Annotated in this window: 9 protein-coding genes; 4 read left to right on the plus strand and 5 right to left on the minus strand. The window is 64.5% G+C overall.

All coding sequences use genetic code 11. From position 1 onward, the window contains the following. Positions 1-129: 129 nt before the first annotated feature. The 3 genes from ACRWQA_RS18245 to ACRWQA_RS18255 are packed head-to-tail and all read left to right on the plus strand — an operon-like array spanning position 130 to position 5,739. Complete coding sequence (locus ACRWQA_RS18245) at positions 130-1,521, plus strand: efflux transporter outer membrane subunit (RefSeq protein ID WP_446326211.1); 1,392 nt, start codon at positions 130-132, stop codon at positions 1,519-1,521. Next, complete coding sequence (locus ACRWQA_RS18250) at positions 1,514-2,656, plus strand: efflux RND transporter periplasmic adaptor subunit (protein ID WP_434227973.1); 1,143 nt, start codon at positions 1,514-1,516, stop codon at positions 2,654-2,656. Before ACRWQA_RS18245 ends, ACRWQA_RS18250 begins: the two co-directional genes overlap by 8 nt. Then, positions 2,653-5,739: an efflux RND transporter permease subunit gene (locus tag ACRWQA_RS18255; RefSeq protein WP_434227970.1), complete on the plus strand. Its 3,087-nt coding sequence runs from the start codon at positions 2,653-2,655 to the stop codon at positions 5,737-5,739. Before ACRWQA_RS18250 ends, ACRWQA_RS18255 begins: the two co-directional genes overlap by 4 nt. 123 nt (positions 5,740-5,862) lie before the next feature. Here ACRWQA_RS18255 and ACRWQA_RS18260 read toward each other — a convergent pair whose 3' ends face one another. Continuing rightward, positions 5,863-7,704, minus strand: coding sequence for a DUF3413 domain-containing protein (locus ACRWQA_RS18260; protein WP_434227968.1), 1,842 nt, complete (start codon positions 7,702-7,704; stop codon positions 5,863-5,865). 309 nt (positions 7,705-8,013) lie between these two features. Further along, complete coding sequence (locus tag ACRWQA_RS18265) at positions 8,014-8,883, minus strand: SDR family oxidoreductase (protein ID WP_434227967.1); 870 nt, start codon at positions 8,881-8,883, stop codon at positions 8,014-8,016. A 116-nt stretch (positions 8,884-8,999) separates the two neighbouring features. On the opposite strand from ACRWQA_RS18265, the gene ACRWQA_RS18270 reads away from it, so the two are divergent. Continuing rightward, the gene (locus ACRWQA_RS18270) at positions 9,000-9,881 is read left to right on the plus strand and encodes a LysR family transcriptional regulator (RefSeq protein WP_434227965.1); all 882 of its coding nucleotides are present in this window, start codon (positions 9,000-9,002) and stop codon (positions 9,879-9,881) included. 14 nt (positions 9,882-9,895) lie between these two features. On the opposite strand, the gene ACRWQA_RS18275 is transcribed toward ACRWQA_RS18270, so the two are convergent. The 3 genes from ACRWQA_RS18275 to ACRWQA_RS18285 form a co-directional block, all read right to left on the minus strand. After that, on the minus strand, positions 9,896-10,927 hold the full coding sequence (locus ACRWQA_RS18275; protein ID WP_434227963.1) for an XdhC family protein: 1,032 nt from the start codon (positions 10,925-10,927) through the stop codon (positions 9,896-9,898). Between the two features lie 33 nt (positions 10,928-10,960). Beyond that, positions 10,961-13,129: a xanthine dehydrogenase family protein molybdopterin-binding subunit gene (locus ACRWQA_RS18280; RefSeq protein WP_434227961.1), complete on the minus strand. Its 2,169-nt coding sequence runs from the start codon at positions 13,127-13,129 to the stop codon at positions 10,961-10,963. A 61-nt stretch (positions 13,130-13,190) separates the two neighbouring features. Beyond that, complete coding sequence (locus ACRWQA_RS18285; RefSeq protein ID WP_263582476.1) at positions 13,191-13,640, minus strand: (2Fe-2S)-binding protein; 450 nt, start codon at positions 13,638-13,640, stop codon at positions 13,191-13,193. Positions 13,641-13,963 lie beyond the last annotated feature (323 nt).

Consider the following 13,963-nt stretch of genomic DNA (forward strand, 5'->3'; position numbering starts at 1 on the left):
AGACGAGGACACCGCATGTTCCCAGCCACCGATGTCATTCCTGTTGACTTCATGCCCCGCCGGCGACGGGTGGCGGATACGAAGGCGCTTCCCGGCCGTAAACCATCACCGCTTGCGGCCTGGTGCATCTTGGCAACCACCGCGCTGCTCGCCGGATGTGTATCGACTCAGCCCGAAACCATACCCGGCAGCGCCGCAGCGCCCGTTGCCGCGCAATGGCACGCCCCGTTGCCTCACGGTGGGCAGCTGGGGGACCTGAGCCGCTGGTGGGCTCAGTTCGACGACCCTTTGATGCTGCGCCTCATCGAGGCCGGTCAGCAGGTCAGCCCGACAGTGGCGCAGGCAGCCGCTCGCATCGCCGATGCCCAGGCCGCACGCGTGGCGCAGAGCGCCGCCCTGCTGCCCTCGCTGGATGCCAGCGCCAGCGCGAGCCGGGGACGAACGGATCTGGACACGCCGGTCGGCACCGAAACATCGGCAGGCTTGCAGCTCGGCTGGGAACTGGACCTGTTCGGCGCAGGCCGTGCCGGCGTCAACGCCGCGCAAGCCCGGCTCGAGTCCAGCCAGGCCGATTGGCACGACGCCCGGGTTTCGGTCGCTGCCGAAATCGCGACGACCTATGTCGAGCTACGCGCCTGCGAGGCCTTGGCCCAGCAGGCCGAAATCGATACCCAATCGCGAGTTCAGACGGCGCAGGTCACCCGCCTGACTGCGGACAAGGGCTTCCGCCCCCCGGCAGAGGCGGACCTGGCGAATGCCAGCGCGGCGCAAGGCAACGTAACGCTGATCGAGCAGCGGACGCAATGCGAACTCCTGGTCAAGGCATTGAGTGCCCTTGCGGCCCAAGACGAAGCGGCGCTGCGCCGAGAACTGGCCACCACAAACGGCCGGCTGCCACGGCCGGCCGAGCTCAGTGTCACGGCGATGCCGGCCGAGGTGCTGGCACAGCGCCCCGACATTCACGCGGCAGCGCGTGACGTGGTGGCGGCGAGCGCCGATTCGGATCAGGCGCGGGCGCAGCGCTGGCCCCGCATCGGGCTGGCCGGCAGCATCGGCACGACACGCATCTCCAGTGGGGGCATCAGCACCAATGGCAGCGTGTGGAGCATCGGCCCCGTCACGGTAACGCTGCCGCTGTTCGATGGCGGGACGCGACGCGCCAATGCGGAAGCGGCACGCGCTCGCTACGAGGCCGCCACCACCGTCTATGCCGCCCGCCTGCGTGAAGCGATCCGTGATGTCGAGGACGCGCTGGTCACGCTGGACAGCACGGCGAAACGCAGCGAGGACGCGGCCATCGCCGCTGACGGATTCGAACGCTCCTACCAGGCCACCGAAGCCAGCTACCGCATCGGCACCGCCAGCCTGTTCGAGCTCGAGGATGCACGCCGCAGCATGGTCGCCGCCCAGAGCGCCGTGATCGAACTGCAGCGTGAGCGAATCACTGCCTGGATCCGATTGTACCGCGCGCTAGGCGGCGGCTGGCCCGCTGACGAAAACAAGGATCACGATAATGAATAAATTACGTTCACTCGCGGCCGCCACGGTCGTTGCGGTGGGCTTCACCGTGACGGTCGCCTGGCTCCTGCAAACCTCCAGCAGCGCCTCGGACAGTGACACCCCAGCGGTCGCCCAACCCGCGCTGAGCGTGGCCGTCACGACACTACAACCCACCATGCTGCCCCTCACAATAGCCGCGAACGGGGACGTCATGGCTTGGCAGGAAGCCAGCATCGGCACCGAGGCAAACGGCCTGCGCCTGGCCAGCGTCGAGGTCAACGTGGGCGACGTCGTGCAGCGCGGCCAGGTACTCGCCACGTTCGCGTCCGATACGGTGAACGCCGAACTGGCACAGAGCCGCGCCGCCGTCGCCGAGGCCGAGGCGGCACTCGCCGAAGCCGAGGACAACGCGCAGCGCGCTCACGAGTTACGAGAAACAGGCGCGATGGCGACCCAACAGATTCTCCAGTACAGCACGTCGGCACGCACGGCGCGTGCACGCCTGGAAGCGACGCAAGCCGTCGAGCGCGTGCAACAACTCCGCCTGGCCCAGACCCAGGTGCACGCCCCCGACGATGGCGTGATTTCGTCCCGCAGTGCCACGGTCGGTGCAGTGCTTCCCACCGGTCAGGAACTGTTCCGACTGATCCGGGGTGGCCGGCTGGAATGGCGGGCCGAAGTCGCCGCTTCCGATCTGGAGAAGCTGCAGCCCGATCAGGTCGCCAAGGTCACCTTGCCGGGAGGAAGCGAGCTGGAGGGCCGTGTACGCACGATCGCTCCGCTCGTGGACGTATCCACCCGAAATGGCACGGTCTATGTCGATCTACCGGCAAGCAACATCGCTCGGGCGGGCATGTTCGCACGCGGTGAGTTCGAGCTCGGCACACGCCGGGCCATGACCCTGCCGCAGAGCGCGGTACTGCTGCGCGACGGATTCAGCTACGTGATGCGTCTCGGCCCGGACTCCCGGGTCGTACAGACCAAGGTGACGACTGGCCAGCGTGTGGGAGAGCACATCGAGATCGCTGGCGGCATCGGGGCGTCGGCACCAGTGGTCGCCTCCGGAGGCGCCTTCCTCGGCGATGGCGATCTGGTTCGTGTGGTCGAGGATCCATCATCGTTGGATGCCATGAACCGAGCAGAGGAAACACCATGAACCTCAACGTTTCCGCCTGGTCGATCCGCAACCCCACCCCGGTCGTGCTGCTGTTCATCGTGCTCACGCTCGCGGGCCTGATGGCCTTCAGGACGATGAAGATCCAGGAATTCCCCGACGTCGAGATACCCGCAGTCAGCGTAACGGTTTCGCTACCCGGCGCCTCGCCCGCGCAGCTCGAAACCGATGTGGTGCGCAGGATCGAGGATTCGATCGCGACGATGCAGGGTGTCGATCACATCACCAGCACCCTGACCGACGGCAACGCGATCGTCACGGTCGAGTTTCGCCTCGAGAAGCCACTGCAGGAGGCTCTCGACGACGTGCGCGACGCCGTCGCTCGCGTACGCGCCGATCTTCCGGCCGACCTGCGCGACCCGGTGATCGAGAAGGTGGAATTCTCCGGCAGCCCGATCCTGACCTATACGGTCGCCTCGTCGCGCATGGACGACGAGGCGCTATCGTGGTTCGTCGACGACAAGGTCAGCCGGACCCTGCTCGCGGTCCCCGGCGTTGGCGCCGTCTCGCGAGTCGGCGGCGTCACCCGCGAGGTGCATGTCGATCTCGATCCGGCGCGGCTGTTCGCGCTGGATGCGACGGCGGTGGACATCTCGCAACAGCTGAGCCAGGTGCAGCAGGAGGCGTCGGGCGGGCGTGTCGACCTTGGCGGTACCGAACACTTCGTACGCACGATCGCCACCGTGCAGACCGCCGAGCAGCTGGCCGATCTCGAAATCACCCTGGGCGACGGCCGAAGCATCAAGCTCGGCCGGGTGGCCGCCGTCTCCGACACGGTTGCCGAACCACGCTCGGCCGCGCTCCTGAATGGCGAACCGGTGGTCGGCTTCGAAATCGCGCGTGCGCGGGGTTTCGGCGAGATCGAGGTCGCCGAAGGGGTGCGCGCCGCGCTCGATGCGTTGAAGGCAGAGCATCCTGACATTACCGTCACCGAGGCGCTCAACCTCGTCGATCCCGTCGTTGAGAACTACCAGGGCTCGATGTGGCTGCTCTACGAGGGGGCAGCGCTGGCGGTGCTGGTGGTGTTCCTCTTCCTGCGCGATTGGCGGGCGACCTTCGTGGCGGCGGTCGCGTTGCCGCTGTCGGCGATCTCCACCTTCGCGGCGATGTACCTGATGGGTTTCACGATCAACATCGTGACTCTGCTATCGCTGTCACTGGTGATCGGCATTCTGGTCGACGATGCCATTGTCGAGGTCGAGAACATCGAGCGCCACCTGCTGATGGGCAAGAAGCCCTACCAGGCGGCGATGGAAGCCGCCGCCGAGATAGGCCTGGCGGTCGTCGCGACCACCTTCGCGTTGATCGCGGTGTTCCTGCCGACGGCGTTCATGAGCGGCATCGTCGGCAAATTCTTCGTGCAGTTCGGCTGGACGGCGGCGACCGCGGTGTTCTTCTCGCTGGTCGTCGCACGTCTTCTGACGCCGATGATGGCGGCCTACCTGCTGCGTGCGCCGAAATCGCATGCCAAGCGCGAGCCGCGCTGGATGAGTGTCTACCTGGCGGGCGCGCGCTGGTGCCTGCGCCATCGCCTGCTGGTGATCGTCGGCTCCTCGGCTTTCTTTGTCGGCGGACTGGCGCTCGCTACGACGCTTCCCGGTGCCTTCATTCCCGCGGATGACAACTCTCAAACCCAGGTGACCCTCACGCTGCCGCCCGGTAGCAAGCTGCACGACACGCTCTCGCTCGCCGAGCGGGCTCGGAGCATTCTCCAGCACTACGAGCACGTGAAAATGGTCTACACGGCGATCGGCGCGGGCAACTCAGGCGACGATCCGACCGAGTCGGTGAGCACTTCCGGCGCTGACGTCCGCACCGCCGTGCTGACGATAAACCTGACCCACCGCGACGACCGACCGGGCTTGAAAAGACAGGCGATCGAGGCGCAGTTCCGCGATGGACTTTCAGCGCTGCCCGGCGTGCGCGTGAGCGTTGGCGAGGGCGACTCGAGCGAGAACTATGTGCTGGTACTCGCCGGAGAAGACAGCCGGGTACTCGCGCAGCATGCGCAGCGGGTGGAGCGCGAATTGCGTACGATTCCCGGCATCGGCGCGGTCATCTCGAGCGCGGGCCTGGCAAGCCCCGAACTGGTCGTGCGGCCCGATTTCGCGAGCGCCGCAGACCTGGGTGTCACCACGGAGGCGATCGCCGAAACGCTACGCGTCGCCACGCTGGGCGACTACGACCAGGATCTCGCCAAGCTCAACCTGAGCGAGCGCCAGGTGCCCATCGTCGTCAGGCTCGCCGATGCCGCCCGCGAGGATCTTCAGACGCTCAAGCAGCTCCCGGTACCCGGTGCGCGAGGAGCGGTACCGCTTGAGAACGTCGCCACCCTCGAGATCGGCAGCGGCCCTTCGCAGATCACGCGATACGACCGCATGCGCAACATCAACTTCGAGGTCGAATTGAATGGCCGAGAGCTGGGTGAGGTGGAACAGGCGGTACTCGCGCTGCCCAGCCTTCAGATACTACCGCCGGGGGTGACACGGGCATCGAGCGGTGACGCCGAAGATATGGGCGAGCTCGCGTCCGGCTTCGGCCTGGCGATGCTGACCGGCGTGCTGTGCATCTACATGGTGCTGGTGCTGCTACTGAGGGACTTCGTGCAGCCGGCGACCATTCTGGCCGCGCTGGTGTTCTCGGTCCCGGGCGCCTTCCTGGCGCTGTTCGTCACGGGCTCGGCACTGTCGATGCCCTCGATGATCGGGCTGATCATGCTGATGGGCATTGCGACCAAGAACTCGATCCTGCTGATCGACTACATCATCATCGCCCGCCGCGATCATGGCCTGGAGCGCCGGGACGCGATCATCGACGCCTGCCGCAAGCGCGCCCGCCCGATCGTGATGACGACCATCGCCATGGGTGCCGGCATGCTGCCGATCGCGCTCGGCTGGGGCGCCGACCCCAGCTTCCGCGCACCGATGGCCATCGTCGTGATCGGCGGGCTGCTCACCTCAACTCTGCTGAGCCTGCTCGTGATTCCGGTGGTGTACAGCTACGTGGACGACACCGTGCAGTGGACCACCAGACGCTTTGGACGATTGACCCACACGCCTCATTGAAACCGCCGAGCCTTCAACGCCGCATCGGGGCTCGGGGTCGAAGACGTGGCAGATGGTTTAGGCATTGAGGTCATGGCTGATCCACTCCGTACGCTGAAGCCGGCAATGCACCTCCTTGGTGTCTTAGCGATAGAACCTCGACAGTGCCCTGAGTACCTCGTTCGACACCCGGGCCTGGAGCTCGATATCGTCGAGTTCGCTCATGCGGTAGTCATAGACTTCAAAGGCCCCTGTGGGGTGCACGGCCACCTGATAGTCGGGCATCAGGATGCCATAACCCATGTAGCTGCCTGAAAGCATCCAGTCGCGATGGGGTTCGACGTCCAACAGGCTTTGCCCCAGGGTGTAATGTTGAGGAGCCGATTCACAGTCGAGCAGTTCCTCGAGCAGCGTCGGTGCGATATCGGCGTGGTGCGTTCGCCGCTCCAGCGCACCGCCGGACCGTCCCGGCAAATGCATTACCAGCGGGACCTGGACCTGTTCCAGCGTATAGTTGCTGCCATGTCCCCAGTAGTTCTTGCCATGTTCGTTGAAGGACTCACCGTGGTCGGAAGTAATCACTACCGCCGTATCCTCAAGCCGCCCACGGCGCTCCAGGTCATCGAGTACGCGTCCCAATTGCTGGTCTACATAGCGCACCGCCGTGCGATAGCGGTTCCAGTAAGGTTCGGGATCAAAGTCAGGCCCCAGGCTCACGTGGTTGATATGCTCCCAGTAGGGCGTGAACCGCGGGAAGTCTGGCGGATGGCTGTAGCCGTGCACGGCGTCATAGAACAGGAAACCAAAGAACGGCCGCTCATCTGACTTTGCATCTTCTTTGTCCATCCAGGCTAGCCAGTCATCGGTGATCTGCTGGTCTCGCTTCCAGGGCTCGCCCTGTGCTGGCTCCAGCGAGACATCCTTGAGGCCGGCAAAAACGTTACGGTCAAAGGCAGGGCTCACCAGCGTCGCCGAAGAGAGAACCTGAAAGCGGTAATCGGCAGCCTCGAATCGCTCCATCAGCACCGGGGGCGTCTGGCTGGTAGTAAATGCATCCCAGTAGGTGACTGGCAGGCCATAGAAGAGGCTGAAGATGCCGGCCTTGGTGGAGTTGCCACCACTGATATGCTCACGCGCCCTGAACCAACCGGGTTGATTGGCGTACCGGTAAAGATTCGGCATCACTTCAGGAGTGAGCATGTCGTGACGCAGGGTATCCAGCACCACCAGCAGCAGGTTGTCGGAAGACACCGACGGCGAGCAGCGCAGCGGCGCGGAGGGGTAGACCAGGTCCTGCGCCTCGCCCTTCGTCGCCTCGAGATCCACCCGATCGCGCACCGCCTGGGGGTCGACCCATCCCTGCTTGACGAAGAAGCGCTTGGCGGTGGCCGGATAGAAGAGCGGCACATGACGCGTCATGCGGGTGATATCGCGGTCGTAGTGGGCATCCGCCCAGGCATGCCAACCGTGCACCCCCAGCAGGGCCAACAAGCTCACTACCAGCATTGCTCCCACAGGCCGTGAAGGTGGACGTAGCTTGAACAGCAGCCCGAGACCGCCCTGCACCGCCAACATGCCCAGCACGCCACCGACGGCCAGTGCCCAGGCGACCCATGAGAAGCTGAACACGTCTCCCCCGGCGTTGAGCAGCAGGTCGAGGATGAAGCCGCTCAGGTGGAAGCGATACTGAGCGTAGACGAAGGTATCAAGCAGCAGCAGCAGCTGCAGACCACTCGCCCATAGGGTGGTCACCAGCCATAGCCCGATGCCGCGCAAGAGCGTGGCCAGCAGGAACATCGGCAAAGCTCCCAGCCATACCAGCAGCGAGAGATGGCCGAGGAAAACCATCAGCAGGTAGCTCCACTGCTCGGCCCCCTCGGGCTGGATGTAGGCGACATAGCGCAGCGAGATCATCCAGGCAAGCAGCAGGTTGGCCAGGGTCCAGACGCCAAGCCAGCGCCACCGGTGCAGGAGTCGATACATCATGCGCGAATTCCCGAAAGACCAGAGGCCCTTCAGTCGACGTTGGGTGGAAAGAGTGTCCACTGTCGCAGCCGCACACTTACTGAGAACTTACGCAGTACTTCTCGTTCGTTCCGACCCCCCGGTAAGGCTTCTGAAAGACGCATTACCGGACTGAATCGCCACAGGCGGGTTGATCACCTCGACGCTACTGAGCCTGCTCGTCATCCCGGTGGTGTACAGCTGCCTGGACGATGCCGTGCAAAAGGGAGCGCAGTGGGCCGCCAGGCGCTTCACAGGTAGGCGGCCGGTGCAGTCGGCGTGACGCCGGCCTCAGGATGAGGCCACGGCGTCGGTGGCGAATTCGCGATAGGAACGAAGCGGGCGACCCAGGAGCGTTGTCAGCCGTTCGACGTCGCCGGCTTCGGGGACCATTCCCTCCGTGATGAAACGCTCGCTCATCAGGCGCATGTCGAAGGCCATCCAGCTTGGCATGAACTGCCGCAGGCTCTGCTCGAACGCGGCAGTGTCATCGCCTGGATAGGCGATCTTGCGACCCAGTACGTCGGTCCAGATTGCGGCGACATCCGGGCCGGTCAGCGTGTCTGGGCCGACCAGGTTGATCCGCTCGATCGGAAGCGGCACGGCCGACTGCTCGCGACGCAGGAGTTCGATGGCCGCAACCTCGCCAATGTCGCGAGTGTCGACCATCGCCAGGCCCTTGTTGCCGATCGGCATCGGATAGATGCCGTATCCGGTCACCACGTCCTTGATGGTGAGGTCGTTGCCCATGAAGTAGGCGGGACGCAAGATCGTGGCGTTGAGGCCCATCTGCTCGATCATGCGCTCCACGCCGTACTTGCCTGCAAAGTGCGGCACGTTCACGTAGCGGTCGCCGTGGATTACCGACAGGTAGACGATTCGCTTTATACCGGCCTCCCGGGCGACGTTGAGCGCGATTAGCGCCTGGGTGTACTCATCGGCCACCACCGCGTTGAGCAGGAAGAGCGTCGAAACGCCATCGTAGGCGCTGCGCAGCGAGTCCACGTCGAGCAGATCACCCTGGACGACACGGACGCTGGCCGGGAAGTTGGCCTTCGAGGTATCGCGAACGAGCGCGCGGACATCGGCACCGCGCTTGACGAGTTGTTCGACAACTTGGCGGCCGACAGTGCCGGTGGCGCCGGTAACGAGAATGGTCATGATGATTTCCTTGGGTTGGGTTGTTTACTGGTTGCCTACGAAATGAACAATAGAGAGTTTCATATTCAAAACAAAGACACTAAAATAGAGACAGTTCGTACCAAATGTGAGACACCATGGACCTAAACGCCCTGAATGATTTCCAACTGGTGGCCGTTCACAGCGGCTTTGGAAGAGCCAGTCGCGCCAGCGGCAGGTCCAAGGCAACCCTGTCGCGCCGCGTCGCCGATCTCGAAGAAGCGCTGGGCGTTCGGCTCATCGAACGAGGTGAGCGCAGCCTGGAACTGACTGAAGCCGGGCAATTGCTGCTGGCCAGAATCGAAGGGCCGATGCGCGAGGTTGCCGAAGCCGTAGCGGCGGCACGCGATGGGCTTGTGGCGCCCAGAGGCCGCCTGCGCATCGCGGCACCGTTGCTGTTCTCGCAAGTGGCGCTGGGACGGCTTGCCGCCGCGTTCCAGGCGGTCCATCCCGAAGTTCAGATCGAAGTCGTGTCCGAGGACCGTGTCGCCAACCTCATCGACGAGCACTTCGACGTTGCCATCCGCATCAATCCCCGCAAGGACAGCGTACTCGTCGGCAGGTGTTTCGCCCGGGACCGGTTGGTCCTCGTCGCTTCCCCCACTGTTCCAATGCCGAAGGGGCGCAGAGAGAAGCCTGTTCCAGTACCGGCCGTCGTGATGCCGACCTATCGCGACGGTGAGGTCTGGTCCGTCCGCGATAGCCAACTCATTGTCGAACCACAACCCGTGCTACGGCTGTCCTCGCTCCTGACGGTCCGCGATGCCGTTATCGCCGGCGCGGGGGCGGCCATGCTGCCGCAGTCCATCATCGGAAACCTTCTGGAAAAAGGCGAACTGGTGTCCTGGGGCATGGCCGGCGACGAGGTCGAACTATGGGTTCTGCACACGTCTCGACGCTTGCAGAGCCCCAAGGTCCGTGCCTTTGTGGAGTTCATCAGCAACTATTACCCCAATGGGTCATTCGTCGTTCAGGCGTAATCTCCATTACCCATTCAAGTCGTTTCGGCAAATGGGGCCGATTCAGCCTGTGGCTGCGCCAGGTCTTTACGCGTATCGATGTCGAGCACCGAACCGGCGACTACCTTGCGCTGATAGGCTTCGACGATCTCCGCGAGTATGGACACGGCAAGCGTCGATGCCTCGCGCATGGATGGGATCAGGCCGACGGGGCCATGGATGCGCCCGATCTGGCCCTCGGTGATGCCGGCCGCACGAAGCCTCTCGCAGCGCCGGGCATGAGTCGTCCTGCTGCCAACCGCGCCGATATAGAAGGCGGAGCCTTTCAGGGCCTGGGCAAGGAGCGCTGCCTCCCAATCGACGTCATGAAAGGCAAGGAGGAAAGCCGTCCAGGGGTCGTCGTCCAGAGTCGGCAGCGTCGAGGGGAGCGTCAGATGCGTGACGCTATCGATTCCCAGGCGCCAAGCCTCCTGGGCTTCGGCACCCTCGCGAAGCTGCAGCTCGGTGGGGATACCGCTTGCCATGGCAAGGCGGGCAAGCGCCAGACTGTCGGCCCCGCGCCCGGCGATGCGCAGGCGAAGCTTCGGCGTGTACCGGAAGGACAACGCGCCTGGAACTGATGGATACCCCTCCCCGAGAGCACCAGACTCCGCAAGAGTGAGCGTCACCGGCTGGCGCGCGGCGAGCCTATCACGGCACACCCGCAGTACTCCGGCTTCTGCATCGGGAAGGACGCAAACCTCGATGGCACCGCCGCAAGGCAGAGGCATGTCGATGAAGGGCGAGCCATTGCCGTATCTCAGGCGCGCGATCCGCCCCGAGCGAAGCGCCTGCCGAGCATGATTCACCACATCAGCATCGATGCATCCGCCCGAGAGATAACCGCAACTCTCGCCCGCTGCAGACACGGCCATCAGGGCACCCGGCGCACGCACGCCGCCGCCCTGCGTTGTCGTCACGACGACGAGTGCGACCTCACCCGCCCGGCGCCAGGCGAGCCACTGTCCAAGGACGTCCTGCGCGTGTTCCAGATACCTAGTTTGGAGATACATAGGTTGAAGATACATAGCGGGCGGGCCTCGACGGTCTGTCTTCGCCTGCTAGACCTGGACGTGATCGGTCAGCGGCAAATGGCGAATCCGTTGCTGCGTGGCGGCGTACAGCGCATTGGCCAGCGCAGGCGCAAGCGGGGGAATACCCGGCTCACCGACACCGCCCAACGGAGAGCCGATCTCGACGATGCTCACCGCCACCGACGGCGCCTCCCCGATGCGCAGCAGCGGATAGTCATGGAAGTTCGACTGTTCGGCGCGGCCGTCTCGAATCGTGACCTTCTGCCTCAGCGCCACGCCGAGCGCATCGATGACGGCACCCTGCATCTGCGCCTCCACCTGGTCGGGATTGATCGCACGTCCGCAGTCGATCGCCACATGGACTCGCTCCACATTGATGCCATCGTCGTCGACGCGAGCCTCGACCACCTGGGCGACGTAGGACCCGTAACTCTCGACCACGGCCAGGCCGCGAGCGATTCCCTCCGGCGCCGGCTCGTCCCATCGCGACATCTCGGCCACCCGGTCGAGAACGGCGAGCATCCTCTCCTCACCTTCGCTATGGCTGCGGCGAAACTCCAGCGGATCGCGGCCCGCTGCCGCGGCGCACTCGTCCATGAAGCTCTCGAAGAAGAAGCCGTTGAAGGAGTGGGCGATCGAACGCCAGGGGCAGAGCGGAATCGGCAGATCGACAACCGCGTGGTCGACGACGAAGTTCGGGATGACGTAGTGCATGTCCGACAGCCCACCGAGCGAGAACGGGTCGAAGTTAGCGAGGTTGCCCGTCGCCTGCGCCCGCTGCTCGGGATCGATACCGTATTCGCGGCCCATCTGCGGCCCGGCGACGCGGATGCGCATGCCGGTGATGTTGCCGGCTTCGTCCAGAACCGCCCGAAAGCGGCACCTCATCGTCTGGCGGTACTGGCCCTGCCGAACGTCGTCCTCACGCGCCCACAGCACCTTGACCGGCCGTCCACCGACGGCGCGGCTGGCCAGCGCTGCCTGAAGGGCGATCTCGCCATGGGTCTTGCGGCCGAAGCCTCCTCCCAGGTAGGTGGTGTTGATGAAGAACTTGTCGGCCTGCACCTGCAGCGCGTTCTCGAGCGTCATGCGGACGACGTCCTGGCCCTGGGTACCGATCCACAGCTCCGTCCGTTCCTCGGTGGACTCGGCGGTGCAATTGATCGGCTCCATGCTCATGTGGGTGAGAAGCGGCACCGAGTACTCGGCCTCGACGATCTGGCCTTCGGTCGTCAACGTCGCCTCGGCGTCGCCACGCAGCGTCGTGACCGGTACATCGGCTCGCTCCAGGCCCTCGCGAAACAGCCTGTAGATTTCATCCGTAGAGAGCGTGTCCGCCGGCGTCCGGGTGAAAGTGATCTCCAGGGCATCGGCTGCCTGCTTGGCCTGCCACCAGGAGTCGGCCACGACCACCGCGCCGCGCGGCACACGAACCACCGCCACCACGCCCGGCATTTCCGAAACGCTGCCCTCGTCGAACGAATCGACGGCGGCGGAATAGACCGGGGCGAGTCGCACGGCGCCATACAGCATGCCTTCGCGCTCGACGTCCACCGCGTAGACGGCCTTTCCCGTCACCTTCTCCGGTGTATCGAGGCGTGGCACCCTGCTTCCGCTCAGCGTTCGCTGGTCGTCGGGACGCAGGGTCGGCTCCTCCGGCACAGGCAGCGTCGAGGCATCTTCCACCAGCTCACCGAAAGGGATCCTCTGGCCGCTGTCGGAATGCACGATGAAGCCATTCTCGGCATGAAGCGCCGCAGGCGCTACATCGAGGCGCTCGGCCGCCGCCTGGGTCAGCATTTCCCGCGCCTGGGCGGCCGCGAGGCGCAACGGGTCGTGCCAGAAGCGGATACCGAACGAACCCACGGAGCGCATCTGGCCGATGAATGGAATCCGGTAGTCGGGCGTCGGCTGGTTCGGCATGCCCACCACGATGCTCGACCAGTCGGCACCCAGCTCATCGGCCAGAATCTGGGCCTGCCCCGTGTGAGTCCCCTGCCCCATTTCGCTGGTGGGGAGCAGGAAGGTCACCTGACCGCTCGTGTCGATGCGGATATAGGCTTGCAACGTGTGGGAAGCTTCCTGCTGCTGCGCCCATGCCGACGGCAGCCGAAGGGGAACGACGAGGGCGACGCCGGCTGCGGCAGCGCCTGCCAGGAAGGATCGACGGGTAAGGGAGAAATCTTGTAGTTTCATCGTTCTACCTACGCCTCGGGTAACCGTGATGGACGAATAAGGGTGAAGGAAGCGGATCTCGTCAGGCCTCGGCGGCCTGGTGAATAGCCGCCCGGATGCGCACGTAGGTGCCGCAGCGACACAGATTGCCGCGCATCGCCTCATCGATCTCCTCGTCGGAGGGGCTCGGATTGCGCGCCAGCAGTGCAGCTGCGCTCATGATCTGCCCCGACTGGCAGTAGCCGCACTGCGGTACGTCCAGCTCCACCCAGGCCTGCTGGACGGGATGCGAGCCATCCTCGGATAGCCCCTCGATGGTCGTGACGGACCTGCCTTCGGCGGCGGATAACGGGAAGACGCAGGCACGCACCGGCTCGTCATCGACATGCAGCGTGCAAGCACCGCACTGCGCGACGCCGCAGCCGTACTTGGTACCGGTGAGCTTCAGTTGCTCGCGGATCACCCAGAGCAATGGCGTAGACGGCTCGGCGGTGACCTCGACCTCGCGCCCGTTGAGCGTGAATGCTGTCATGAGTGCTTCTCCTCGGCTGGCCACGATTACGTGACGGGATGCCCTTTCGGTATTTCACTGTTAACTATTCGGCCTGGAGAGTTCTTGCCACCCACTACGTAAAACTTGCCTGATTCTGCCGGGCTGACGAGTGTTCTAAATCGAAGCGGCGTCAATCTGTTACTTGTCACAATTCGGTACCAGCGCGGCACACTTGCGCGACAAATTCATTGTATTAGTGATACTCCGCATCGCGTCTCATCCGGAACGCTTCAAGACAGCCGTGATCGGCGTGCTCCCGATACTCCATGCCGCGACTGGCCCTGCGGCGCAGAGTGGGGCGA

This window comes from Billgrantia sp. C5P2 (assembly GCF_051062895.2).